Annotated in this window: 22 protein-coding genes and 1 tRNA gene; 11 read left to right on the top strand and 12 right to left on the bottom strand. The window is 34.5% G+C overall.

What is annotated here, in order from left to right:
- Positions 1-11: 11 nt before the first annotated feature.
- The 6 genes from FLA105534_RS19860 to FLA105534_RS19835 form a co-directional block, all read right to left on the bottom strand.
- A complete protein-coding gene (locus tag FLA105534_RS19860; RefSeq protein WP_173967825.1) occupies positions 12-1196 on the bottom strand; it encodes a hypothetical protein in 1185 nt (394 codons plus the stop codon).
- Positions 1197-1199: 3 nt separating this feature from the next.
- A complete protein-coding gene (locus FLA105534_RS19855; RefSeq protein ID WP_173967824.1) occupies positions 1200-2477 on the bottom strand; it encodes a hypothetical protein in 1278 nt (425 codons plus the stop codon).
- 71 nt (positions 2478-2548) lie between these two features.
- On the bottom strand, positions 2549-3565 hold the full coding sequence (locus tag FLA105534_RS19850; protein ID WP_173967823.1) for an RNA ligase: 1017 nt from the start codon (positions 3563-3565) through the stop codon (positions 2549-2551).
- Positions 3566-3886: 321 nt separating this feature from the next.
- Positions 3887-4426 carry a hypothetical protein gene (locus FLA105534_RS19845; protein WP_173967822.1) on the bottom strand — a complete coding sequence of 180 codons (540 nt, stop codon included), beginning with the start codon at positions 4424-4426 and terminating at the stop codon, positions 3887-3889.
- Between the two features lie 55 nt (positions 4427-4481).
- Positions 4482-6722 carry a hypothetical protein gene (locus tag FLA105534_RS19840; protein ID WP_173967821.1) on the bottom strand — a complete coding sequence of 747 codons (2241 nt, stop codon included), beginning with the start codon at positions 6720-6722 and terminating at the stop codon, positions 4482-4484.
- Positions 6723-6964: 242 nt separating this feature from the next.
- A tRNA-OTHER gene (locus tag FLA105534_RS19835) sits at positions 6965-7082 on the bottom strand.
- A 456-nt stretch (positions 7083-7538) separates the two neighbouring features.
- On the opposite strand from FLA105534_RS19835, the gene FLA105534_RS19830 reads away from it, so the two are divergent.
- The 8 genes from FLA105534_RS19830 (at position 7539) to FLA105534_RS19795 (ending at position 17408) form a co-directional block, all read left to right on the top strand.
- Positions 7539-8153 (top strand): HD domain-containing protein, encoded by a 615-nt coding sequence (locus FLA105534_RS19830; RefSeq protein WP_173967820.1) that lies wholly within the window; start codon positions 7539-7541, stop codon positions 8151-8153.
- Positions 8154-8302: 149 nt separating this feature from the next.
- Positions 8303-9340 carry a helix-turn-helix transcriptional regulator gene (locus FLA105534_RS19825; protein WP_173967819.1) on the top strand — a complete coding sequence of 346 codons (1038 nt, stop codon included), beginning with the start codon at positions 8303-8305 and terminating at the stop codon, positions 9338-9340.
- 221 nt (positions 9341-9561) lie between these two features.
- Positions 9562-10020, top strand: coding sequence for a MarR family winged helix-turn-helix transcriptional regulator (locus FLA105534_RS19820; protein ID WP_173967818.1), 459 nt, complete (start codon positions 9562-9564; stop codon positions 10018-10020).
- A 56-nt stretch (positions 10021-10076) separates the two neighbouring features.
- Positions 10077-12467: a 3-hydroxyacyl-CoA dehydrogenase/enoyl-CoA hydratase family protein gene (locus tag FLA105534_RS19815; RefSeq protein ID WP_173967817.1), complete on the top strand. Its 2391-nt coding sequence runs from the start codon at positions 10077-10079 to the stop codon at positions 12465-12467.
- Positions 12468-12563: 96 nt separating this feature from the next.
- Positions 12564-13745 carry a thiolase family protein gene (locus FLA105534_RS19810; protein ID WP_173967816.1) on the top strand — a complete coding sequence of 394 codons (1182 nt, stop codon included), beginning with the start codon at positions 12564-12566 and terminating at the stop codon, positions 13743-13745.
- Positions 13746-13874: 129 nt separating this feature from the next.
- Positions 13875-14225, top strand: a complete 351-nt coding sequence (locus FLA105534_RS19805; protein WP_173967815.1) for a four helix bundle protein — start codon at positions 13875-13877, stop codon at positions 14223-14225.
- Positions 14226-14279: 54 nt separating this feature from the next.
- Positions 14280-16085 (top strand): acyl-CoA dehydrogenase family protein, encoded by a 1806-nt coding sequence (locus FLA105534_RS19800; RefSeq protein WP_173967814.1) that lies wholly within the window; start codon positions 14280-14282, stop codon positions 16083-16085.
- A 228-nt stretch (positions 16086-16313) separates the two neighbouring features.
- Entirely contained in the window at positions 16314-17408 is a 1095-nt protein-coding gene (locus FLA105534_RS19795) for a glycoside hydrolase family 18 protein (RefSeq protein WP_173967813.1), read from the top strand.
- Between the two features lie 141 nt (positions 17409-17549).
- On the opposite strand, the gene FLA105534_RS19790 is transcribed toward FLA105534_RS19795, so the two are convergent.
- Together FLA105534_RS19790 and FLA105534_RS19785 are read right to left on the bottom strand one after the other, a co-directional pair.
- Positions 17550-18071: a DUF4251 domain-containing protein gene (locus FLA105534_RS19790; protein ID WP_173967812.1), complete on the bottom strand. Its 522-nt coding sequence runs from the start codon at positions 18069-18071 to the stop codon at positions 17550-17552.
- Between the two features lie 31 nt (positions 18072-18102).
- Positions 18103-18540 carry an META domain-containing protein gene (locus tag FLA105534_RS19785; RefSeq protein WP_173967811.1) on the bottom strand — a complete coding sequence of 146 codons (438 nt, stop codon included), beginning with the start codon at positions 18538-18540 and terminating at the stop codon, positions 18103-18105.
- A 211-nt stretch (positions 18541-18751) separates the two neighbouring features.
- On the opposite strand from FLA105534_RS19785, the gene FLA105534_RS19780 reads away from it, so the two are divergent.
- Together FLA105534_RS19780 and FLA105534_RS19775 are read left to right on the top strand one after the other, a co-directional pair.
- Complete coding sequence (locus tag FLA105534_RS19780; protein WP_173967810.1) at positions 18752-19279, top strand: superoxide dismutase family protein; 528 nt, start codon at positions 18752-18754, stop codon at positions 19277-19279.
- Positions 19280-19384: 105 nt separating this feature from the next.
- Positions 19385-20587 (top strand): LETM1-related biofilm-associated protein, encoded by a 1203-nt coding sequence (locus FLA105534_RS19775; RefSeq protein ID WP_173967809.1) that lies wholly within the window; start codon positions 19385-19387, stop codon positions 20585-20587.
- Between the two features lie 36 nt (positions 20588-20623).
- Here the strand turns inward: FLA105534_RS19775 and can are convergent, their stop codons facing one another.
- The 4 genes from can to FLA105534_RS19755 all read right to left on the bottom strand — a co-directional run bounded on the left by can (position 20624) and on the right by FLA105534_RS19755 (position 24010).
- Positions 20624-21259, bottom strand: a complete 636-nt coding sequence (gene can / locus FLA105534_RS19770) for a carbonate dehydratase (protein WP_173967808.1) — start codon at positions 21257-21259, stop codon at positions 20624-20626.
- A 122-nt stretch (positions 21260-21381) separates the two neighbouring features.
- The gene (locus FLA105534_RS19765) at positions 21382-23031 is read right to left on the bottom strand and encodes a SulP family inorganic anion transporter (RefSeq protein ID WP_173967807.1); all 1650 of its coding nucleotides are present in this window, start codon (positions 23029-23031) and stop codon (positions 21382-21384) included.
- 80 nt (positions 23032-23111) lie between these two features.
- A complete protein-coding gene (locus FLA105534_RS19760; RefSeq protein ID WP_173967806.1) occupies positions 23112-23396 on the bottom strand; it encodes a hypothetical protein in 285 nt (94 codons plus the stop codon).
- Positions 23397-23530: 134 nt separating this feature from the next.
- The gene (locus tag FLA105534_RS19755; RefSeq protein WP_173967805.1) at positions 23531-24010 is read right to left on the bottom strand and encodes a Dps family protein; all 480 of its coding nucleotides are present in this window, start codon (positions 24008-24010) and stop codon (positions 23531-23533) included.
- A gap of 107 nt (positions 24011-24117) precedes the next feature.
- Between FLA105534_RS19755 and FLA105534_RS19750 the strand changes: the two genes are divergently transcribed.
- Positions 24118-25059, top strand: a complete 942-nt coding sequence (locus FLA105534_RS19750) for a LysR substrate-binding domain-containing protein (RefSeq protein WP_173967804.1) — start codon at positions 24118-24120, stop codon at positions 25057-25059.
- The last annotated feature ends 126 nt before the right edge of the window (positions 25060-25185 follow it).

Below are 25185 nucleotides of genomic sequence, written 5' to 3'. Positions count from 1 at the left end.
TGTTACTCTTGTTATAATCGTGGATCTAATGTTTTTTCTATTTCTTCGTTATTGATTCGTTTCAAAAGCAACAAACGCATGAGGTAATTTTCTTCTTCTAAATCTTTATACGGAATCTGAAGCATTTTTTGATTGATTTCCCATCCATTTACAGACTGCTCCAACTTTTGTCTTATGCTTCTTTTGCCTAAATAATGATCAAAATCCTGATGAAAATTCACTCCGTAAATCATTGTCAGATAATTATTGTTTCTGACTTTAAAACACGGTGGTAAATTTTTAATATAATTCTTAACCGGTTTAATCATGATGCCTTCTTCGTTATCATTGGTCAGTTTTTCGAAAAATGAATACATCTCTTTTAACTGTTCTTCTTTGTTAGAAGTCGTAATTTCCAAATGTAGAAAAGCATCATCATTGATCAATTTATAGGTCAAATTGCTATTTGGTATCATTTCTTCACCTGACTTATTTACTACTTTTAAAATCGTGAAAGGTTTAAAATGCAATTCGGCTTCATCACCAAAAGTATCAATCTGATCTTTAAAAACCTGTAACGATTCTTCCTGCTTTACTGCATCTGGAATTTTTACACTTGCCAACGCTTCGTATTGACGTATAATGTGCGTTTTGTATTTACCTCCAAATTCTTTTCTGCTAAGCTGTTTTTTATCAGAAATATAGGTTGTAAAGAACTCTGATTCTTTTACACTTTCTATTTTCTTTATTAATCCCGAAGATTTGAAATACTCATTATGTGTTTTTAAAGCATCATAGTATCCTATAAATTCTTTCTCGATTAATCCCGCTCCCAAAACTTTCCATGGCAATAATTCTGAGGCAATTAAAAGCGTTTCAAAATCAGGAAAAGCGATAACCATTTTGGCGTGTAAATCTTTTAAACTACTTATCGCTTTTTCTATATCAATATGATCTATTTTAAATCCATTTCGGGAAACAAAATAAGTTTCTTCAAGATTTCTTCTTAGATAAATGGTACAGTAAGAACCCATATATTTTTTCTGAACCACAAATTCAGTTACCCCTTTTTCTACATAATAATTTACAGCTTCTTCAATGCTTTCTATTTCGTTTCTTGTCTTACTTTTTGGCGCTGGCGAAATGGTTGGCGAAAAATCATTTATCTTATTTTTACAAAACCACTCTATTCTATTTCTTACTTTATAGTCTAACATTTTTTACTTTTTTTGAATGATTACGGCACTTGTTGGATAAATTCCTTTTACACAATCTCCTACTCCATAAAATGACTTAGGGTTTGGAAAAATTTCGTTGATCAATTCTATAAATTCTGTATTCGAAAGTTCAAAATCATGATCGTCGTGTCTGAATTCTTCTGTCATTTCATAATTTACATTAAAATCTTTGTCCGGCGTTGTCACAAATAATTGAGTAAATTGGGTATTATCGCGAATCCAGACGAGTATTTCTTTTGCTTCTTTTAGTGAATTATGCTCAATAACTTCGCTTAAAATAACCTGCCCTTCAAAACCTCTAATTTCCTCAAGGTTTTCAATCCATCGTAAATTATCACTCTTTTCTATTCCAGTAATTTTATCTGCGACATGCTTAAAATCAACCTCATCATAAGCGTAATATTCCTGCGAAAATCCCTTTTTGAGTAACATCTTATAATATTGCAATTCACCACAGCCAAAATCTAAAACCGGTTCATCAAAATTGATTTTACTGCAAATAAATTCTTTTCTCGATTGATGTGTATCTGTAAATACAAATTGTACTTCGTTATCAAAATAAGCTTCTAACTGAGGTTTAAATTTTTCGAATTGTACCGGAGAACGCATGATTCTCTTGATAAAAAGATAAAATACGAAATATGGAATTCCGGAAATATTAGTTAACATCGTAATATGCTTTTGAATAAAGTAATCGTCTATATAAGTATAAACCGCATATTTATTGGTAAAATGCGAAAACAAAGCTACGAGCGAAAATTTTTGTAATGCCTCTCTAACCGTTTTCCCTTCAATCTTTAATTCGTAATTATTACCAATTTTATGATTCAGTAAAATTCCGCCAATGTATTTTGATAAAAGGTAATTTTCATTTTTATACCATCCCGAATCGATGAAAAAAGTGGCAACATCAATGGTACATTTCTCCGTATCAACTTCATTGTAATTCTTCCCTAACCAAGAAATTACAGTTTCACTCAAACCTAAATTTTCTTTATACAAATGATTAAATAATTCAGTTGCTATATTTAAAGCCAATAACGGACTGCAATAACTTTGAAAATCGATTTGATTTCCTTCTTCAGGTAAATAACTGTTCTTGCCATCTAAAAAAACACAGTGGTATTCGTTGTTAGAAACCACATTTCCAATTACGATTCCGTCCTTTAATTCCTTCAAGTATAAACCTTGATCTGTATTTGGATTTTTATAAAGAACATCTAAAAAGTGTTTATTCTCTGATTTAAGTTTTATAATCATTGCGCTTATTTTTTGTTTGACAAATATATCTTTGTCACTACGCAATTATTTTGCGTAGTTAAATTATTTTTTTATTTCTCTTCTCTATTAAACGGTTTTTCAAATATTGGGCGGATCATTTTCCAGATAATCACCGAATAGTCTTTGTTGTTTAGCATTGCAAATAACACACCCTGGTACTGACAAGTCTGAAAATACAAAGCCGTTTCTTTTCGGGATTCCAATACTTTAAAATCGGCTTTGCATTGGTTTTCGATGATCTGATATTGGTTCTCTAAATCGCTTTTGGTTTGTTTTACCCAATCAAAAAATTCATCGGGAACACGCTCCAAAATTTCTTCCATAGACTGATTTGTTTTCAGATATTCCCAAATATTCAGATTAGAAACCTGAGTGATGATTCTGTGCAAACGAAGGTATTCTTCAAATTTTATTTTCACCCTAAAATCATTTGCATATTTAATGATGAAACCTTCTTTGTTATCAACTTCCATTTCTTTTAAAATCAGAATGTCTTTGATTCCGTCGAATTTTTCAACCATAGGAAAACCCAGATCTTCCAACGGAAATTCTTCACCGGACTGTGTATCAATAACCGCCAGCAAAACCAATTCTTCTGCCACACCATAATCTAAAACGATTCGGTTTTCGGGATAAATAATTTCAAACAAATAGGTTTTCGCTTTATCCAAAAGTGACCAGGAGTTTCTGTATTTTCCATGCAACATTTCATTTGCCTTATCCGACTGGTCGCTCGAAAAAGAACCTCTGCTCGCCATAAAAGGAACCTCATCTATCCAATATAAAATTCCTAATGAACCATCCATTTTATCGTAAACTTCAAAAGTACAATCCGGAAGTACCTGATTTTCCATTTCGCCCAAATTGAAAAATTTAGGAAAAGGCCTTGCTACCACATTATCGTTTTCATCTAAGATCAAACCTCTGCAGGCTAATGTCACCTCATTCCAAACTTTCTCGAATTGCGCATTTTGAGTGTAATTGTAAATATATAAATCATGTTTAGGGTGTTTGTTTACCTTTACATAATTTTTAGAAAGCATCTCTTTTAAAAGCGTTGTATTCATTAGTTCTTATCTTTCAACAAAGATTCAGAAACTAGTGCGCGGTCATTTTGCGTAGTTTTATTTTTAAGGGACAAAGTTGCAAAGGTTCATAGAGGCAAAGGTTTCTTTTGAATTGCCTCCTACTTTAGCTGGAGGAAAAATAAAGTTTATTTAGTTAGGCTTTAGCCAAAGCTCATTTTTTTGGCTAAAGCCTTTTTTAATTCCATTATAAATACCTCCAGCTAAAGTAGGAGGCAATTCAATATATTATTTAAATCTTTGCCAGCATCTTTGTCAAAGTTTGAAACTTTGACAAAGATTTTTGACAGTCTTACTTAGATTTTAATCATTTAAAAATTCATATCGCAAGTATTCTTTCAAATTGTTTCCAAACATAATAATATCGGCACCCCAGACAGAAATAACCGGCGATAGATATTTATCTTCAAAGACCACGAGAACACGATGATAATACATTGGTATGTATCCTACTATTTTTGAAACATCAAAACCAGCCTCGGTTAAAACAGTTTCTGCTTCAATTTTATTATCATTAAGCTCCTCAATAATCCATCTCGATTTTTCGTAATCTTCAGGATATTGATAAAAGAAATTATCCTCAGAATATTCTATATCTGATTCATCCTCCGGATTAATTGAAATGGTTGGTCTATCTAAATTAGAAAAAAGCAAAAGCATTTCTCTATATTCCCAGGGAAAATCAAATCCAAATAATATTTGCAATTGATCAATTTCTTTTCTGCTGATACCGTTTACAAGTTTACTATCAGGTTGAATTTGAAATCCATAGATGTCATTGTAAAGTTGTATTTTTTGAAGCCTCTTTTCTATTTTATATTTAAGGTCTTTGATTGTCATCATCTTTCTATTTTTTAAATAAAAGCCACGAACCCATTTATGAATCCGTGGCTTAAATTTAGTCAATTAATAATTGTGTCACAGCAGCCGGATTTATCGCCCATTGTGCATCATAAACCTCATCGGCAAATTTATCTTCAGTAATTGTCAATCCCTGCGCTTCCGCTTTAAGCTTTAACAAACTACCAATATTCAATTTACTGCTCAATTTTGCCAACAATGCCTGAACTCCTTTAAAATCCAAACCTTGTACGACCTGGCCTCCAAAAGTCATCTCTAACCAAACAATCTCTCTTTTGACTACATCAAGAACTCCAAAAACCAAACCTTTGGCAATATTCTGCGTCACACGAACCTGATGATCTACACACGACGGATCGTATGCTACACCGGTTTTCTCCGAAATTTTCATCGGGTGTTTGCTGTTCATCCAACCTACAACTAAATTTGGCGTAATACTTCCGTTACAGTACGCATTGCAAGTAAAAGTTACAAATTTGGCTTTGGCTTTTGCCAATTCGTCTATATTAATGTTGATGTACTCCGCAGTTCCAATTTTATTCGGAATACTTCTGATATCACCACTATGCTGACAACCCGTAGTCGTCAATCGGCTGAACGAACAAATATCCGATTTCTCCTCGTATGCAATATGACAACTCAAATCCATATCTAAATGCTGCGCTGGTAAACCTGCACCCCACTGCATAAACAATCGTACTTCATTACCTTCAACCGGGAAACGCGTTCCCATTAAAGCCACCGGTAAATCCTGAACAGTATCGCTACGATCTCCAATCGAAACTGGCATATTAAACAATTGTGGATCTATATAAATAGTCTTGTTTGGATTTACGATTGCAGCAAATCGTTTCTTCATTGCTAAAAAGCACAATTCTTCGATTTGATTTTTCATCGCCTCTAATTGCTCTTCATCATACAAATTCAACAACGCATTTGGTGCAATTCGTTTGTTAGTTCCTCCCAAAGGTTTCACACTTCTTTGCATGTTTTTATCAAAATAATTCTGAGCATACATATTTAAGGTAAACACCAAACGAGCCGGAACTTTATCAATAATCTCCGTAAAATGCGCCACAGTTTCATCAGCACCAAACCAAAGCATGTTCGAAAATAAAGAACGAGCAAACAATCCCGGACGTTGTTTCAGTAATGCGAATGTTTTATCTGCATCCATTTTCAATCTTGACGTGTTTACCTTGCTTTGCCAAACGTCATACATCTGGTTGTAAAACACATCCATCAAAAAAGCTAATTTTTCGAAGCCTTCTCTTTTACTGTATTCAGCCAAACGCAACGCTCTGATCACACGAACCCACATTCCTCTTTTTGGATGCATGATTTCGCACATTGCTTCTACTTCCATATCCATAGTATTTAGCCAATTTGCCACCATTAAACATTCTTTTCGGGAATATTTAAGCTTCAGATCTTTCTGAGAAGCAATTCTGGCCTGCGCACTTGCGTCTAAACCGATATGTAGATGTTGTGCGTTTTTAGCCGTTCTTTTAATAATCGTTTTTGGTTCGATAATTTGTAGTAATCCTGTATTCTTAAACCATAAATATCTTAAGACATCCGTTGGTGTTTTTAAAAATTGTGACGCTTCCTCTTCTTTGTCATTTTCGATCAAAAGATCAATAACAAGCATTAAAGTTTCCTTCATGGCGACATCGGTTTTTGGCAAAGGCAAATATTTCATCGCTGCTTTTAAACTATCTACCTGCGTAGCATCTAAAGCCGTTTTCGATTGCAATAATGATAAATAGAAATCATTTAAGTCTTTTTCTGTCCACAATTCAAGAACTTTCAATTTGCTTCCTTGTCCGTATTTCTCAATTTTACCAAATTCAAACGGAGTTCCACAGAATGGACAACCGTTGTATCTTTCTAACGGAAAAGTATGATCGGGAATAATATGTCCGCATTGCAAAGTTGTTCCGTTTTTTGTCTTGAAAACATTTGCAAAAAAAGTAGCCACATGATCCAAAACAGATTCTCCTGTTGGAATATTCCATTCTTTTACCAATGGAGTCCAGTTTTTATCAGTTCCTAAAACTTCTCTCAAAACCTCTAAAAAATCAACTTTATAGTTTGGGCTTACATTATTTAAAGCGTGTAATAAAGACTCTGAAAATGTAAAACCAAGTTTTGAAACATTGGCCGTCAAAACCGATGTTGTTGCTGATAATTTTTTGACATCATTCGTTATCATTTCTGATGGAATGAAAATTGCATTTTGACGCAGACTGATTTTTAATAATGTTGTTGTTTTCATTTTTTTTTAATTTTAAAATTTAGATAATTGCGTTTCTGATTCTACCTAAAAGATTTGAAGTAAGAAACGCTTGACCTGAAATTGGAGTGTAATGGACTAACTAATCTTTCTAAATGGAGGCGTTTCCGCCAGGAAGTAAGTTAATCTTGACCCTCTTTATTATTCCTGATAATTTTGAAACTTGCCGGACTCGAACCGGAAATACCAATGTTCTGAAGTAAGTTTGAATTGACCCTGAATAGTGAAGCAGATGGGATTCGAACCCACGACCCGGACATTAAAAGTGTACGAAGTAAGTTTTGATTGACCTTTTGGTGATAATTTCAAAACTACCTGCTCTAACCGCTGAGCTACTGCCTCATAATAAATTGTGTTAACCGGTAATGATGTAAGTGTGTACGTGGAAAGTTTTTCGAAGTAACTTAAACTTGACCGTATTAACTCAATTTTTATTTCAATGAACGTCTGTTCTTATTTCCTGAGCAAAGATTTCAAAACCACTACGCAATTATTTTGCGCAGTAGAAAAAAGAATTTTATATTTGAGTAAATATTAATTTTAAAAAAGTGTGTAAGTCCCAGAGGGACGTTATAACTATAGATTTTTCAGATTACAAAAGTATAAGTCCCAGAGGGACGACATATTTGTAGATTTTTTCAGATGCATTTGAAGAACCCCAGCGGGGTGACATATTCTATCAATGAAAGGAAAATAAAGGTATCGCTCCGCTGGAGCTTTTTAATCATCGTCTATAAACTAGCTGTAAATATTCAGCTCTTACAGAGCTTCTCATTAGATTTAAATAAAAAATACCATATGAATTTAGAGAAAATCTATTCTGAATTACTTTTGAACATTGGCTTTCCATTAAATGAAATTCAGCAAAACTGGATGGATTTAGAAAAGGCATATTCTAAAAAATCAAGGCATTATCATAATCTCATGCATTTAAAAGAAATGATTGAGAGCTTTGAGGTCTATCGGAATAAACTTGAAAATCCCAATGAAGTATTGTTTTCAATTTTTTATCATGATATTGTTTACTCTTCTTCCAGAAAAGACAATGAACTGAAAAGTGCCGAGTTCGCTTTGTCAATTCTTCCCGAAAATATCAACCTTAATAAACAATTCATTTTTGATGCAATCTGTGCCACACAGCTCCATGCGCATAATACAATTGAAGACATTAACTGGTTAATCGATTTTGATTTGAAGATTCTGACTAAAGATTGGGAAGATTATAAAATCTATTTTGAACAAATTAGAAAAGAATACCGTATTTATCCTGACTTCCTCTACAATCCCGGACGTGCCAAAGCATTGAAACATTTTCTGGAAAACGAGTTTATTTTTCAAACGGATGAGTTCAGAGATTTGTATGAGGAAAAAGCCAGATTTAATATTGAAAAAGAGATAAAGTTATTAAGCTAAAAATTGAATCTCGCAAAGACTCGAAGTCGCAAAGTTTTATTTAAAGTAATTAATTAAACGCACAGTTTGTCATTTTAATCCTTTAATCTCTGGCTTAAAAAAACAAAAAACTTTGCGCCTTCGCGACTTTGCGAGCAAAAAAACAAACTATGTCACAAAACAAAAACGCCTTAATTCGGTACAAAACCATTGACAAATGCTTCCAGAACAGATACCGGCAATGGACTTTAGACGATCTAATCGAATGCTGCTCCGATGCTTTGTTTGAATACGAAGGCCGTGCAAACCCCATCAGCAAGCGAACCATACAAATGGATATTCAGCTCATGCGAAGTGAGAAACTGGGGTACAATGCCCCAATTGTAGTATATGATAAAAAATACTATAAATATGAAGACGACGAATTCACCATAACCGACATTCCGTTAACAGAAACAGATATGAACGTCCTCACCGAGACCGTCTCGATGTTAAAGCAGTTTAAAGATTTCTCACTCTTTAATGATGTGTCGGATATTCTACAGCGTTTGGAGGATAAAATCTACGCCGAAAAATCACATACCAAGCCTGTTATCTATCTCGACAAAAATGAAAAACTAAAAGGACTTCATTATCTGGATGAGATTTATCAGGCCATTATCAAAAAAGTAGCTCTGGTCATTACCTATAAATCGTTTAAATCCCGGGAGGAAAACAAATTTCATTTTCATCCCTTTATTTTAAAAGAGTTCAACAACCGATGGTTTTTGGTAGGAAAGAAAAAAGGTTCACAACCAATTACCAATTTGGCGCTGGACAGAATTATTGCTATTGATTATGATTTTAATCTGCCTTATTTAGACGAAGACTTTGATGCGGAACTTTTTTACAAAAACGTAATTGGTGTTACAGTAAACACCGGATCTCATCCCCGAAAGATTGAACTCTGGATTGATGAAATCAACGCGCCTTATGTTTTAACCAAACCCCTGCATCAAACACAGCGGCTGATTAAAGAAAATGAAGACAAAAGCATTATCGTTCATTTGTTCATCACCCCAAATTACGAAATGGAGCGTATACTGCTGGGCTTTGGTAACGGCATTGAAGTCCTCAAACCCGAAAACCTTCGAAACAGGATGAAAACAATACTCGGAAAGGCAATTTCACGATATGAACAAGCAAATTCTATTGAATTAAAGCCATAATTTTTTACAAAATGTAGAATTTTATCCCAATTTAAAACCATAAAACAATTTTTACAGCATAAATTTTGTTAAAACATCAAAAAAGAATAGTATATTTCAATTAAAATTAAACCATAAACCCCTATAAATCAAGGGATTTTTTTAACTAACCAAAAAAATATGAAAAAATTATATGCATGCATAGTATTTTTTGATTATATTTGAAATCGATATAGTTACATATGAAAGAGAAAACAATAGATTATATTTTGCGTGCTACATGGCAAGCTGTATCAAGAATGTACAACGAAGAGGCTGCTAAATACGATGCCACAATGGCCACCGGGTTTGCCCTTTTGAGTATAGATAAAGAAGAAGGAACCCCATCGACAGCTTTGGGACCAAGAATGGGCATGGAAGCCACAAGCCTAACCCGAACATTAAAATCAATGGAAGACAAAGGTTTGATTGTTCGCAAAAAAAACCCAACAGACGGTCGTGGTGTTTTGATCTACCTGACCGAATTTGGAAAAGAAAAAAGAGATTTATCTAAGAATACAGTTTTGAAATTTAATGAAACGGTAAGAAAACATGTTTCTGACGAGAAACTAAAACATTTTATCGAAGTTTCTGAAATCATAAACGAATTAATTCAGGATAAAAACATATTTAATCAAACAGACAAAATAGGAAATGAATAACCTTAGTCAATAGGGAAATTTCAAATTCAAAAAACAAAAACAAATATTAACGACTTATGAAACGCACAATTAAAAAAGTTGCTGTAATTGGATCCGGAATTATGGGTTCAGGAATAGCTTGCCATTTTGCCAATATTGGTGTTGAAGTTTTACTACTTGACATCGTACCACGCGAGTTGACAGAAGCTGAAGCCAAAAAAGGATTAACGCTTGAAAGTAAAGCTGTTCGCAACCGAGTAGTAAACGAGCACTTGGCGAATTCATTAAAATCAAAACCATCTCCGATTTACAGTCAGAAATTCGCAAACAGAATTACGACTGGAAATACGACCGATGATATGGCAAAAATTGCCAATGTTGATTGGATTATTGAAGTTGTTGTGGAGCGTTTGGATATTAAAAAACTAGTATTCGAACAAATCGAAAAATTCCGTAAACCGGGAACTTTGGTTACATCAAATACATCTGGTATTCCAATTCATTTTATGAGTGAAGGAAGAAGCGAAGATTTCCAACAACACTTCTGCGGAACACACTTTTTTAACCCTGCGCGTTACTTAAAATTATTTGAAATTATTCCTGGTCCAAAAACTTCAACTGAAGTATTGGATTTCTTAAACGAATACGGATCTAAATTTTTAGGAAAAACATCTGTTGTTGCTAAAGATACTCCAGCGTTTATTGGAAACAGAATTGGTATTTACGGAATCCAGAGTTTATTCCACTTGGTAAAAGAAATGGGATTAACAATTGAAGAAGTTGATAAATTGACTGGTCCTGTAATTGGTCGTCCAAAATCGGCTACTTTCCGTACGGTTGACGTTGTTGGTTTAGATACTTTGGTACACGTTGCCAACGGTATTTATGAGAACTGCCCAACAGACGAACAACACGAATTGTTCAAACTTCCTGATTTCATCAACAAAATGATGGAGAACAATTGGTTGGGAAGTAAAACAGGACAAGGTTTTTACAAAAAAGTAGATAAAGATATTCTTTCTTTAGACTTAGATACATTAGAATACCGTGCTGCTAAAAAAGCAAACTTCGCTACACTTGAACTTACAAAAACAATCGATAAACCAATCAACCGTTTTAAAGTTTTAGTAAAAGGAAAAGACAAAGCAGGAGAATTCTACCGTAAGAGTTTCGCCGGAATGTTTGCTTACGTTTCAAACAGAATTCCTGAAATATCAGACGAATTATACAAAATTGATGATGCCATGAAAGCTGGTTTTGGATGGGAAAATGGTCCATTCGAAATTTGGGATGCTATTGGTGTTGCTAATGGAATTGAAATCATGAAAGCTGAAGGTTTAGCTCCAGCTGCGTGGGTTACTGAAATGTTAGCTTCAGGAAGCGAAAGTTTCTACTCTGTAAAAGAAGGAGCCACTTATTTCTATAACATTCCAACAAAATCACAAGCTAAAGTTCCTGGACAAGATTCATTCATTATCCTAAACAACATTCGCGAAAGCAAAAAAGTTTGGAGCAATAGTGGTGCAATCATTGAAGATTTAGGAGATGGAATTTTGAACTTAGAATTCCAATCTAAAATGAATACAATTGGTGGAGACGTACTTCAGGCCATCAATAAAGCAATCGACTTATCTGAAAAAGAATACCAAGGTTTAGTTATTGGTAATCAAGCAGCGAATTTCTCTGTTGGAGCTAATATCGGAATGATCTTCATGATGGCGGTTGAGCAGGAATATGACGAATTAAACATGGCGATCAAATTATTCCAGGACACTATGATGCGCGTTCGTTACTCTTCAATTCCAGTTATAGTAGCGCCTCACGGAATGACTTTTGGTGGTGGATGCGAAATGAGCTTACATGCTGATAAAGTAGTTGCTGCTGCTGAAACGTACATGGGATTAGTTGAATTTGGTGTAGGTGTACTTCCTGGTGGTGGTGGATCTAAAGAAATGGCTTTGAGAGCTTCAGACTTATTCCGCAAAAACGACGTAGAATTAAACGTTCTTCAAGAATATTTCTTAACCATCGCAATGGCTAAAGTTTCGACTTCTGGTTATGAAGCTTTTGATACCGGACTTTTACAACATGGAAAAGACGTTATCGTAGTTAACAAAGATCGTCAGATTGCAGAAGCTAAAAAACACGCTTTGTTAATGGCAGAAGCTGGTTATACACAACCAATCAGAAGAACTGATGTTAAAGTATTAGGGAAACAAGCTTTGGGTATGTTCTTAGTTGGAACAGATCAGATGGAAGCAGGAAAATACATTTCTGAGCACGATAAAAAAATCGCTAACAAACTGGCTTATGTAATGGCTGGTGGTGATTTATCTGAAGCAACTTTAGTATCTGAACAATACTTATTAGATATCGAACGTGAAGCTTTCTTGAGCTTATGTACAGAAAGAAAAACTCTGGAAAGAATTCAATACATGTTGACTAAAGGAAAACCGCTTCGTAACTAGAAAAGTAGAAGAAAGATGCAAGAAGCAAGATTTCAAAACAAAGTTTTGTCTTTTCTCTTGGCTCTTGCTTCTATAAATCTTAAAAAAACAAAACAAATGAAAACAGCATATATCGTAAAAGCTTACCGTACTGCGGTAGGAAAAGCACCAAAAGGGGTTTTTAGATTTAAAAGACCTGACGAATTAGCAGCAGAAACCATTCAGTTTATGATGGACGAGTTGCCTAATTTTGACAAAAAACGTATTGATGACGTTATGGTTGGAAATGCCATGCCGGAAGCAGAACAAGGACTTAACGTTGGACGTTTAATCTCTTTGATGGGATTAAAAGTAGAAGATGTTCCTGGTGTAACGGTTAACCGTTATTGTGCATCCGGATTAGAAACTATCGGAATGGCTACGGCTAAAATCCAATCAGGAATGGCAGATTGTATCATTGCCGGTGGAGCCGAAAGTATGAGTTTTATTCCGATGGGAGGTTACAAACCAACTCCGGATTATAAAGTGGCTGCTGCAGGTCATGAAGATTACTACTGGGGAATGGGACTAACTGCTGAGGCGGTTGCCAACCAATACAAGATCTCCAGAGAAGATCAGGATGAGTTTGCTTACAACTCACACATGAAAGCCTTAAAAGCTCAGGCTGAAGGAAAATTTGACAAACAAATTGTTCCGATTACAGTTGAACAGACTTTCATCAATGAAAATGGTAAAAAAGAAACTAAATCATACGTTGTAAAACAAGACGAAGGTCCAAGAGCCGGAACTTCTGTTGCTGCTTTGGCTGGCTTAAGACCTGTTTTTGCTGCCGACGGAAGTGTAACTGCAGGAAACTCTTCTCAAATGAGTGACGGTGCTGCTTTTGTTTTAATCATGAGCGAAGAAATGGTAAAAGAATTAAACCTTGAGCCAATCGCACGTTTGGTAAACTTCGCTTCTTCTGGTGTTGAACCAAGAATTATGGGTATCGGTCCTGTAAAAGCAATTCCAAAAGCGTTGAAACAAGCAGGTTTAACACTAAATGATATTGAGTTAATTGAACTAAATGAAGCTTTTGCTTCACAAGCTTTAGCGGTAACTCGCGAATTAAACATAAACCCGGATATTATAAACGTAAACGGTGGAGCTATCTCTTTAGGACACCCTCTAGGTTGTACAGGAGCTAAACTTTCTGTTCAGTTATTCGACGAAATGAAACGCAGAGGTAATAAATACGGAATCGTAAGTATGTGTGTGGGAACTGGACAAGGTTCTGCAGGGATTTACGAAGTTCTTTAACGAAGAGAGAATAGAATATAGAATAAAGAGAATAGATGTTTTTTTAGAGTAAAGAGAAAAAACAAAGATTATTAAAAGTAATAAAAAACCTACTTTTAATTTATGTTTTCTTATCTTGGCTCGAAAAACATGAGGCATAATTATAAGAACTTGAAGATTTGGAAACTCGGAATTACAATCGCCAATGAAATTTCTGACGTATTAATGGAATTTCCGAAACACGAACGATACGATTTGAGTTCTCAAATAAGCAGATGTTCGGTTTCGATGCCTAGTAATATTGCTGAAGGTTCTTCAAGAACTGATAAGTCTTTCAGTCATTTTTTAGACATATCTCTCGGTTCTTCATTTGAACTGATTACGCAATTATTAATTGCGACACATAGAAAATACATAAACGAAATACAATTTAACCAATTAGAAATTAAAATAGAAGAATTTCAAAGAATGACAATGGGTTTTCAAAACGGACTAAAGTAAAAGTCTATTTTCTATTCTCTATATTCTATTTTCTTTCATAAAAAAACAAAAGCAATGGCAGATACAATCGAAAAAAACGTAACCCGTGGTGGTCAGTTTTTAGTTAAAGAAACAAAATGCGAAGATATCTTCACACCGGAAGATTTTTCGGAAGAGCAATTAATGATGCGTGACTCTGTAAAAGAGTTCGTTGACAAAGAATTATGGGCGCATAAAGATCGTTTTGAGAAAAAAGATTATGCCTACACAGAATCTTCTATGCGTAAAGCTGGAGAACTAGGACTTTTAGGAGTTGCTGTTCCTGAAGAATACGGTGGATTAGGAATGGGATTCGTATCTACAATGTTAGTTTGCGATTACATTTCGGGAGCTACTGGATCTTTCTCAACTGCTTTTGGTGCACATACCGGGATTGGAACTATGCCAATTACACTTTACGGTACTGAAGAGCAAAAGAAAAAATACGTTCCTAAATTAGCTTCAGGAGAATGGTTTGGAGCTTATTGTTTGACTGAGCCAGGCGCAGGATCTGATGCTAACTCCGGAAAAACGAAAGCAGTTTTATCTGAAGATGGAAAATCTTACTCAATTACAGGACAAAAAATGTGGATCTCGAATGCAGGTTTCTGCAGCGTTTTCATCGTTTTTGCACGTATTGGTGATGATAAAAACATTACAGGTTTCATCGTAGAAAATGATCCATCAAACGGAATTTCTATGAATGAAGAAGAGCATAAGTTAGGAATCCGTGCTTCTTCTACTCGTCAGGTTTTCTTCAACGATACAAAAGTTCCTGTTGAAAACATGTTGTCTGAAAGAGGAAACGGTTTCAAAATCGCTATGAATGCTTTGAACGTTGGTCGTATCAAACTGGCTGCAGCTTGTTTAGATGCTCAGCGTAGAGTTACTACAAATGCGGTAAAATATGCTAACGAAAGAATTCAGTTCAACACTGCGATTTCATCTTTTGGAGCTATCCGCTCTAAACTGGCTGAAATGGCTACTAATGCTTACGCCGGAGAAAGTGCTTCTTACCGTGCTGCAAAAGATATCGAAGACAGAATCGCTGCCCGTGAAGCAGAAGGAACTACGCATCAGGAAGCTGAATTAAAAGGTGTTGAAGAATACGCTATCGAATGTTCGATCTTGAAAGTAGCAGTTTCTGAAGACGTACAATCTTGTGCTGACGAAGGAATTCAAATTTTTGGAGGTATGGGATTCTCTGAAGACACTCCAATGGAAAGTGCCTGGAGAGATGCTCGTATCGCTCGTATCTACGAAGGAACAAACGAAATCAATAGAATGCTTTCTGTAGGGATGTTAATCAAAAAGGCCATGAAAGGTCACGTTGATTTATTAGGACCTGCTATGAAAGTTCAGGAAGAATTAATGGGAATTCCGTCTTTCGACACTCCTGATTTCTCTGAATTATTTGCTGAAGAAAAAGGAATCATTGCTAACTTGAAAAAAGTTTTCTTAATGGTAGCCGGAAGCGCTGTTCAAAAATATGGTCCGGATTTAGATTCACACCAACAGTTATTAATGGCTGCTTCTGATATCTTAATCGAAATCTACATGGCAGAAAGTACAATTCTTAGAACTGAAAAATTAGCCAAAAATCAAGGTGAGGCTAAAGTACAAGAGCAAATTGCTATGGCAAAATTATACTTGTACAAAGCAGTAGATATCGTTAACTCAAGAGGAAAAGAAGGAATTATTTCTTTTGCCGAAGGTGACGAACAACGTATGATGTTAATGGGACTAAAACGTTTCACAAAATACACAAACAATCCAAATGTTGTAGCCTTAAGAGAGGTTATTACATCTAAATTAGTTGCAGAAAACGAATACTGCTTCTAATATGAAAATAGTTTTTAGCTTTTAATTTGTTTAAACCCGCACTAATCCGAAACAGTGCGGGTTTATTTTTTATTTTTTTTTAGACGATTTACTAAAATCACATCCGCAATATTTTTGCAGCCATTTGCAAAATATTCGTTAAAGTTAACGCTCGGACCACTAGAGAATAGTTAAATATCGATTGTATTGCTTTATATTTAGCAATCTAAAAACTCTAAAAAACATAAAATGAAACAAATTAACCTAATTGCTCTGATTTTATGGTGCAATTTTACCACGAGTGTATTTGCACAAAAAAACAAAAAAATGGATATTATAGCCTATTACACAGGTGATGACAAGCTAATTAACGAATACGAAGTAAGCAAACTAAATCAAATTATCTTTAGTTTCCTCCATTTAAAAGAGGGAAAGCTAAGCGTTGATTCTGCAAAAGATTCTACTACTATCAAATATTTGGTTTCGTTAAAAGCTTCAAATCCGCAATTAAAAGTTATTCTTTCGCTTGGTGGCTGGGGAGGCTGTGAGCCTTGTTCTGCAGCTTTTTCAACAGCTGAGGGAAGACTTATTTTTGCCAAATCAGTAAAAGAAGTCAGTAATTATTTTAAAGTAGACGGTTTAGATTTAGATTGGGAATATCCGGCAATTGAGGGACTGCCAGGACATTTGTTTCAACCGGCTGATAAACCGAATTTTACAGAACTAATCAAAATTCTACGCTCAACTTTAGGTAAAAAATATGAATTAAGCTTTGCTGCCGGAGGTTTTCAAAAAGCCTTAGACGAATCGATTGACTGGAAAAAAGTAATGCCTTTAGTAAACCGTGTAAATATTATGAGTTATGATCTGGTAAACGGATACTCAAAAGTTACAGGACACCATACTCCTTTATATAGCACTAACCCAAAAGAAGAATCTACAAACAAAGCCGTTGAATATTTATTGAAACTGGGAATTCCAGCAGAAAAATTAGTGATTGGAGGAGCCTTTTATACCAGAACCTGGAAAAATGTTGAAAACATCAATAACGGTCTATATCAAGCCGGTGAACATGTTCAGGGTGTATCTTTCAAAGGCTATGCTCCTTTTTACACAGAAGCTAATGGCTGGAAATATTTTTGGGACGATAAAGCCAAAGCTCCTTTCTGGTACAATGAAAAAGAAAAAACATTTGCTACAGGAGATAATCTAACGTCTATAAAAGCCAAAGCAGAATACGTGAAAGCCAAAAACCTGGGCGGAATTATGTTTTGGGAACTTCCTCTGGATGCTACACGAAACGGAATGGTCAATACTATTTATGAGGTTAAAACCGCTAAATAAAAATGCTAGAACATTAAAAAACGGCAGCTATTCAAAAAATAGCTGCCGTTTTCTTTATCGTAAAAGTTCAAAATTTGTTTTCAAATAATCATTTACAATATATCAAAAATTTAGAAACACAATACTTAAAGACTAAAATACTTACTTCTTATTCTCTTCTACTTTTGGAGCTCGAATCACCCCATCATAAGAAATAAATGCCCTATTGTTACTGGTGATTGTAAGTGTTGTATTTCCGTTATAAAAAATGGAAAACATCAAAACATATACATCATTCTTCCCCTTAACTGTAGCCTTTACAATATAACTTTTCTTTTTTTGCTCAACTTTAATATCTTCCGGAGTCCCTTCAAATTTAATTCCACCATCTCCTCCATAATCAACATTAAATGCACGACCAAAAAAAGGTAAATCGCAGGTAGTTTTTTCTGTATTAAACTTTAAAAAATAAGTATTATAATCCAGAATAATAAACCTTCCTCCCTGTGGGGTCAGTTTTTGCGCTTCAAAATCAAATTTTCTAGAAGCAACCAGTGCTTCAATTTCCTTTTGTTGCTGTAGTTCTCTTTCTGCCTTTAATTCTTTTTTTGTCTTTTCCTGTCCAGAAACAGAAATAGTTAAAAAACAGCATAACACCAATAAAATGGATAATTTAGTTTTCATAAAATAAAATTAAACAGGTTAAAAGATACCTCTATTTTCTGGTAAATCGCATCATGGCAATATCACCAGAAATAAAGTGCAATGTTTTTCCTTCATCTGTAATATCGTAGGAGGTTATTTTAGGTAAAGTACTCATAAAAACCTGTTCCCCCTGCTGCGCATCCTTACACATCATTTTGGTTGTAGCCATAGGCTGTGTCAGATCAATTTTATTTCCTGTCACGGCAAATGCTCCATTAAAAGAATTGCAGCCATTATTTCCAGACACGCGATTTTCTTTTAGATCAAAGTTAATAGTTGGTTTTTTATTTGGATACAAACCGTCAAAAGCAATTCTTGGACCGCTAATATAGTTGAGCTCCCAGGTTCCTTCAAGTTTAGAAACCGCATCCCCTTTTGGGGTTTTAGATGTATTGCAGGAAATTAAAACAACTCCCAAAAAAACTAAAGTTAAAATATTCTTGATCATAATATTTAAGATTAAATTAGAAAATAATTAAGGTATTGATTTTCATTTTTTAATTCGGAGGTATACGAAATTACATAATATTTTTGGGTTCTTTACTTAAAGTCCCATTAAATTACCATCAATAGTTTTAGATTTTTTTAACTGTCAGCTCTAATCCATGTCGGAATTTTATGTTAAATTTACTTAATCTTTAATATAAAAGCCTCCTATTATGAAAAAAATAATCGTTTCCTTCGCTATAATTACAGCTTTAATCGTTGGTTGTAAGACCAGTACAAAATCAAGTGATGCTAAAAACCTTACAGTAACTCTAGAGCCAAAAAGCAATAGCACAGTGACCGGAACCGCTACTTTCACCGAAAAAAATGGCAAAGTAACTTTTGTTGCAAAAATGACTGGTCTACAACCGGGAGTTCACGCGATACACATTCATGAAAAGGCAGATTGTAGTGCTGCTGATGGAAGTTCAGCAGGAGGCCACTGGAACCCAACTTTTAAAAAACACGGGAAGTGGGGTGTTGCTGAATACCACAAAGGAGATATCGGAAACTTTACGGCTGATGCTAAAGGTAACGGAACTATAACACTAACTACTGACGAATGGTGTATTGGCTGCGGAGATGCCTCCAAAGATATTCTTGGAAAAGGATTAATCGTTCATCAGGGAACTGATGATTTTACGACACAACCTACTGGAAATGCAGGTGGAAGAGCGGCCTGTGCCGGAATCATTAAATAAAAAAGAATAACCACCACATTTTCACAAAATTTGGTGGTTATTTCATTTAAAATTTACCCTAAAACAAGAAAAAGATATAGCTTTGCAGCTATAAATTAAAAGTTAATGATTAACCCATCGGCACCAGGCTGGATAGACAAGTTTTTTAGCGAACAGAAGTTTTCAGAAGCTATACCTTTTGAGACTGCAGATTCGTTCTACAATAAAGTCAGAGAAACCGGTTTTATTTACGGTCACATCATTGCTATTGATTCTCAAATTCCGATTCCGATAAAAGGATGGTTCAAAACCGAAATTTCCAAAGTAGCTTTATTAAATACTTTGTATGGTGTTTTTTGTTTGGAAAAAAGAAGTTCAGAACCTAATAATTTTATTTCTGAGGTTTTAAAATTTTATAAAGAAATGAGTCCGGAAGGATTTAATTTATTCAAAATTTTACTTCCAAAAGATACACCTTCTCTTTCCTTAGAAAATATCATAGACCAAAGGGTTCAGACCAATGACAGCATTATCAGTAAAAACTTTTCGCATTTAGTGACCAATGCGCTTCTGTTTATTGATGTCCTTGCTTTCAGGCAATATTTGGAACATGGTTCAATACCTGAAAAATACTTAAAACGAATCGAAGAAACAGTGCTGGGTATTGTGGCTCTGGCTTTAAAAACCAAAACCATAAAATCGCAACATGACGATTTGTTAATTAAACTTTTTGAAGCTTCAATCAGATATTCTAAATTTTCAAAAGTAACGGTTGATACTTTAGAAACTTTACAACTGGACTATTACAACAACCAACTCGAATATTATTATCTAATCGATATGGCCGGAATGGCTTTATGGAGTGATGGTGTTGTAGAAAATGAAGAAGCTTACTTTTTATACTCTTTAGGATCGATGATGGGCGTTTCCGACGATTTTGTTACCAAAAGTATTGAAACCACGAACACCTTTATCACCACACACAAAAAGAAGATTCCTTATTTCAACTATTCCAATCCTGTAAAACATTTTTACGATCAGATGACCCATAGTGTGGTAAAACTAATTGTAAGAAACAAAAACAGATTGGTTAAGGAAATCATCCAAAGCAAAGAATTAATGGTCCTACTGGCTTATTCGACTACCAGAGATCTGGATGCTAAGGAAAAGAAGAAAGTAAAAAAACAGCTGCTAGACATCTGTAAAACGATTCCGTCACTGACTATCTTTTTACTACCTGGAGGAAGTTTATTATTACCAATTCTGATAAAATTTATTCCAACTTTATTACCGTCTGCTTTTAATGAAAATCTAGACGAAAACGAATAAAAAAAATCGCCTCTTGAGGCGATTTTCTTTTTTATATTACAAGTCTAACTGATAAACCTGATCCAATTCTTCATTCGAACTGATGTTTACATTTAAATCGGTTACAAAACCAGAGTTCAAACCATAAACCCATCCATGAAGCATTAAATCCTGTCCGTTTTTCCAAGCACCTTGTACAATAGACGTTTTAGCCAAATTGTAAACCTGCTCTTTAGCATTGATCTCAACGAAAGCATTAAAACGCTCTGTTTCATCTGCGATTGAATTAAGGTACTTATCATGTAAACGATATTCATCTTTAATGTGACGGATCCAGTTGTCGATGATTCCTACAGACTGATTTCCCATAGCAGCTTTTACACCACCGCAACCATAATGTCCACAAACAATAACGTGTTTTACTTTTAAAACATTTACAGCATAATCCAGAACACTCAACATATTCATATCAGAGTGCACCACCATGTTGGCAATATTACGATGTACAAAAACCTCTCCCGGTTTAGCTCCAATAATTTCGTTTGCAGGAACACGACTATCTGAACATCCAATCCATAATAATGGTGGTGTTTGTCCTTTAGCCAAATCAGCAAAATAGTTTGGGTCTAACGCTAATGACCTTTCAACCCATTGTTTATTGTTTTCAAGTAACTGCTTATAAAACTCTCTCATTTTTTTTTGTTTTTTGAATGGTATTACCAGATGTTTAAATATATTAAAAACAACTTCACTGTAAAGTTATCTAATTTTAATACTTCTCACAATCAAGAAATACCTTAATTAATATAATTTATTTATAAATCTCCTTTTACCTTTTCTTTTTGAACTAAAGCTCTTTTAGCAACATCATAATAATGTTCAATAGACACGTGATTATTGATATCCGGTGAATTCTCAAGCTCATAAGCTTTTTTGAATCCTTTCAGCTTTACTTTAATATTTTCATCAATGGCTCTTGTTTCTTTAAATTCGCGAATCAAATCTAAAACATCGTGCGCAATATACTCTGTATCTGCGGCATTGATAATCACTTTAGAATTTTCAGGGATTTCATTTAAAGTCAGTTTAATTGCTGCCTTATTTAAGAATGAAACTTCCTGTGCTAAATCAATATGAATAACATCTCCATCTTCGTATTCTTCTTTTTTAAAACTGTACGCTCTTTTCAGGTTTCCTCTCAGTACGAAAATAATACTGATAACAATTCCCAAAGCAACTCCTTTAAGTAAATCTGTTGCTACAACAAATACCAAAGTTGCAATAAACGGTATAAACTGGTACTTTCCTTTTTCCCAGAAATGTTTGAAAGTGGCAGGTTTTGCTAATTTGTAACCTACTAAAATTAAAACAGTAGCCAAAGTTGCCAATGGTATTTTATTTAATAATGTAGGGATTGACAATACACTAATTAACAAAAGCACACCGTGAATAATAGCCGACATTTTAGACTTTGCTCCTGCATTATTATTGGCAGATGATCTTACTACAACTGATGTCATTGGTAAACCACCTAAAAGAGAACTAACTATGTTACCAATTCCTTGCGCTCTAAGCTCAACATTGGTATTAGTATAACGTTTTTGAACATCCATTCTGTCGGCAGCCTCAATACACAATAATGTCTCAATAGAAGCCACAATAGCAATTGTAATAGCAACCACCCAAACTTGCGGATTGGTAACCGCAGCAAAATTTGGTGTAATCAGAATAGATTTAAATTCATCAAAAGATTTTGGAACTGGCAAAGAAACCAAATGTTCTTTTGCAATTGCCAATGTGCTTCCTGTTGAAACAAAAAACTCATTTAAAAGTACTCCCGCAACAACAGCAACAAGTGCTCCCGGAATTAATTTAAGTCTCTTTAAAAAAGGAACTTTCTCCCAGGAAATTAAGATCACAAAGGAAACAAGTGAGACCACAACTGCTCCTACATGTATGTGATTCAGAACGTCAAACAAAAATGAAAAGGAATTACTTCCGTCATTTTGAATAAAAGCCTGATCACCTTCAAAATCAGCATCATAACCAAAAGCGTGAGGCAACTGTTTCAGGATGATAATAATTCCGATACCCGCCAACATTCCTTCAATAACGTTTGTTGGAAAATAATTTGAAATACTTCCGGCCTTTAAAAACCCTAATGCTAATTGAATTAATCCAGCAATAAAAACAGACATTAAAAACACATCGAAAGCACCTAAATCAGTAATGGCAGTTAAAATAATTGCTGTTAACCCAGCCGCTGGTCCGGAAACACTAATATGAGACTGGCTTAGGTACCCTACAATGATACCACCAATAACACCCGCAATAATTCCTGAAAACAAAGGTGCTCCAGAAGCCATTGCAATACCCAGACACAATGGAAGAGCCACCAAGAAAACCACTAAACCCGAAGCGAAATCAGATTTAAGGTTGGCAAAAAGATTGATTTTTTTTGTCATAATACAATACTAAAAAAATTATTCATTAACGATTGACCGCATTTATTCAAATGCAGTTTGATTCAAAATAATCGGAAGTATTATGCCAAGTTCGGAGGTGGAGCAAAAATGCTCGGGGAAATATTGTCTAGTTTTACAATATTTTCAGACACTATAGTCTTTTTTTCAATATAAACTGGCATAACAACTTCATGTTGAAGTATTGCCGGATAAACAGCAGCCTTAAGTTCTTTATGTGAATGTTCCTCTTCAGAAAAACTAAAAAATAGCGACGCATCATTGCTTTTCTTCATCACCGTCACTATAGTTGGGGTAGATAAGAATGCAATAAATATGAATAATAATATACGAGCGACTAATTTCATTGGAACAAAAATAGCGTTAAACAAATAAAATCAAAGCGAGAGGCCTAAAAATTTATACAAATTTAACAAACATAAAAAAGCAGAATGATCAAACCCGACCATTCTGCTATAGTAATCATTTTAGGAACAACACATTACAACTCTTCTTCAAGCCATGCATTCATCATCCAGATTGTTTTTTCCTGCTCGGCAATGAAGTCACTCATCATAGAATTTGTCCCTTCATCGTTAATTTCATCCGACTGCTTTAGAATTTCTCTTTCAATTTTTAACAAATCAGACAACGAATTTACAATTAAGTGAACCGCTTTTTCGTCGTTTGAAATATTCTTTCCAACAGTTAATTTATTATTTTTAATATAATCTTCAAAAGTATGTAAAGGAGTTCCTCCAATAGTTAAAACCCGTTCTGCAATCATGTCAATTTTTAACTGGGCATCCGTGTACAATTCTTCAAACTTTACATGCAGATCAAAGAAACGTTTACCACGAATATTCCAATGTATTCCTCTTAAATTTTGGTAATATACCTGAAAATTTGACAACAGAATATTTAATTCTTTTACTAACAATTCTGATTCTTTTACTGGTAATCCTAAAATATTTGTCTTCATAGTTTTCATTTTATAATATGATTACTACAAATTTAAGATAAGTTCTTTTAAAATTATATAAAAAAAAATTATATTTTCTTATTTTTGCATCAAAAATTACTATCAAAATGACTATAACTCAATTGCAATATGTGTTAGCCGTTGCCGAACATAAAAATTTCACACTTGCTGCCGAAAAATGTTTCGTTACCCAGCCAACGCTAAGTATGCAGATTCAGAAAATCGAAGAAGAATTAAATATTCTGATTTTTGACAGAAGCAAAAAGCCTATTCAGCTTACCGATATTGGTCAAAAAATTGTAAACCAAGCCAAGAATATTGTAAACGAAGCGGATCGTATTAAAGACATTGTAGAACAACAAAAAGGCTTCATTGGAGGAGAATTCCGTTTAGGAATTATCCCGACCATTATGCCCACACTTTTACCTATGTTTTTAAACAACTTCATCAAGAAATATCCAAAAGTTAAACTTCTAATTGAAGAGCTTAATACAGACGAAATCATTCTGAAATTAAAAAATGGCCATCTTGATGCTGCTATTGCTGCTACTCCGCTTGAAGATGAAAAAATAAAAGAAATTGTATTGTATTTTGAGCCTTTTGTCGCTTATATCCCGGAACATCACGCCAGTTTTCAAAAAGAAGAAATTGAAGTTGCCGATTTAAACATCAACGAAATCCTGTTACTTCAGGACGGACATTGTTTTAGAGACGGGATTTTAAATTTGTGTAAAAATGCCAGTGACCTCGATCAGAATAATTTTCAGATTCAAAGTGGTAGCTTTGAAACCCTAATTAAACTAGCCGACGAAGGTTTGGGTACAACACTACTTCCGTACTTGCACACCTTAGACTTAAAAGATTCCGACAAACAGAAGCTACGCAACTTTAAGGAACCAAAACCGGCTCGTGAGGTAAGTTTGATTTACCCGAAGAGCGAATTAAAAATGCAAATCATTGACGCCCTCAGATCTACAATTGCCGGAGTGGTTAAAGGAGCAATTGTTTTTCAGAACGTTCAGATCATAAGTCCGCTACAAAAGAAATAACAATAAAAAAGGAGCCAATTGGCTAAGAGTGGTCGGAAGAAAAATCTTCCGACTTTTTTTGCTTTATCTATTTTATTTAACGAGATATTTCTTGTTTAAAATAATAGTTCTGGTTATATTTATTAC

The organism is Flavobacterium collinsii (genome assembly GCF_902804485.1).
GTDB lineage: Bacteria > Bacteroidota > Bacteroidia > Flavobacteriales > Flavobacteriaceae > Flavobacterium > Flavobacterium collinsii.
The sequence above is the reverse complement of the archived record's forward strand: the minus strand, read 5'-3'. Positions and strand labels throughout refer to the sequence as shown.

What these genes read in the sequence shown, in the direction of transcription:
- FLA105534_RS19860 (WP_173967825.1), bottom strand. Translation starts at nt 1,196, where the DNA reads ATGTTAGACTATAAAGTAAGAAATAGAATAGAGTGGTTTTGTAAAAAT.
- FLA105534_RS19855 (WP_173967824.1), bottom strand. Translation starts at nt 2,477, where the DNA reads ATGATTATAAAACTTAAATCAGAGAATAAACACTTTTTAGATGTTCTT.
- FLA105534_RS19850 (WP_173967823.1), bottom strand. Translation starts at nt 3,565, where the DNA reads ATGAATACAACGCTTTTAAAAGAGATGCTTTCTAAAAATTATGTAAAG.
- FLA105534_RS19845 (WP_173967822.1), bottom strand. Translation starts at nt 4,426, where the DNA reads ATGATGACAATCAAAGACCTTAAATATAAAATAGAAAAGAGGCTTCAA.
- FLA105534_RS19840 (WP_173967821.1), bottom strand. Translation starts at nt 6,722, where the DNA reads ATGAAAACAACAACATTATTAAAAATCAGTCTGCGTCAAAATGCAATT.
- FLA105534_RS19830 (WP_173967820.1), top strand. Translation starts at nt 7,539, where the DNA reads ATGAATTTAGAGAAAATCTATTCTGAATTACTTTTGAACATTGGCTTT.
- FLA105534_RS19825 (WP_173967819.1), top strand. Translation starts at nt 8,303, where the DNA reads ATGTCACAAAACAAAAACGCCTTAATTCGGTACAAAACCATTGACAAA.
- FLA105534_RS19820 (WP_173967818.1), top strand. Translation starts at nt 9,562, where the DNA reads ATGAAAGAGAAAACAATAGATTATATTTTGCGTGCTACATGGCAAGCT.
- FLA105534_RS19815 (WP_173967817.1), top strand. Translation starts at nt 10,077, where the DNA reads ATGAAACGCACAATTAAAAAAGTTGCTGTAATTGGATCCGGAATTATG.
- FLA105534_RS19810 (WP_173967816.1), top strand. Translation starts at nt 12,564, where the DNA reads ATGAAAACAGCATATATCGTAAAAGCTTACCGTACTGCGGTAGGAAAA.
- FLA105534_RS19805 (WP_173967815.1), top strand. Translation starts at nt 13,875, where the DNA reads ATGAGGCATAATTATAAGAACTTGAAGATTTGGAAACTCGGAATTACA.
- FLA105534_RS19800 (WP_173967814.1), top strand. Translation starts at nt 14,280, where the DNA reads ATGGCAGATACAATCGAAAAAAACGTAACCCGTGGTGGTCAGTTTTTA.
- FLA105534_RS19795 (WP_173967813.1), top strand. Translation starts at nt 16,314, where the DNA reads ATGAAACAAATTAACCTAATTGCTCTGATTTTATGGTGCAATTTTACC.
- FLA105534_RS19790 (WP_173967812.1), bottom strand. Translation starts at nt 18,071, where the DNA reads ATGAAAACTAAATTATCCATTTTATTGGTGTTATGCTGTTTTTTAACT.
- FLA105534_RS19785 (WP_173967811.1), bottom strand. Translation starts at nt 18,540, where the DNA reads ATGATCAAGAATATTTTAACTTTAGTTTTTTTGGGAGTTGTTTTAATT.
- FLA105534_RS19780 (WP_173967810.1), top strand. Translation starts at nt 18,752, where the DNA reads ATGAAAAAAATAATCGTTTCCTTCGCTATAATTACAGCTTTAATCGTT.
- FLA105534_RS19775 (WP_173967809.1), top strand. Translation starts at nt 19,385, where the DNA reads ATGATTAACCCATCGGCACCAGGCTGGATAGACAAGTTTTTTAGCGAA.
- can (WP_173967808.1), bottom strand. Translation starts at nt 21,259, where the DNA reads ATGAGAGAGTTTTATAAGCAGTTACTTGAAAACAATAAACAATGGGTT.
- FLA105534_RS19765 (WP_173967807.1), bottom strand. Translation starts at nt 23,031, where the DNA reads ATGACAAAAAAAATCAATCTTTTTGCCAACCTTAAATCTGATTTCGCT.
- FLA105534_RS19760 (WP_173967806.1), bottom strand. Translation starts at nt 23,396, where the DNA reads ATGAAATTAGTCGCTCGTATATTATTATTCATATTTATTGCATTCTTA.
- FLA105534_RS19755 (WP_173967805.1), bottom strand. Translation starts at nt 24,010, where the DNA reads ATGAAGACAAATATTTTAGGATTACCAGTAAAAGAATCAGAATTGTTA.
- FLA105534_RS19750 (WP_173967804.1), top strand. Translation starts at nt 24,118, where the DNA reads ATGACTATAACTCAATTGCAATATGTGTTAGCCGTTGCCGAACATAAA.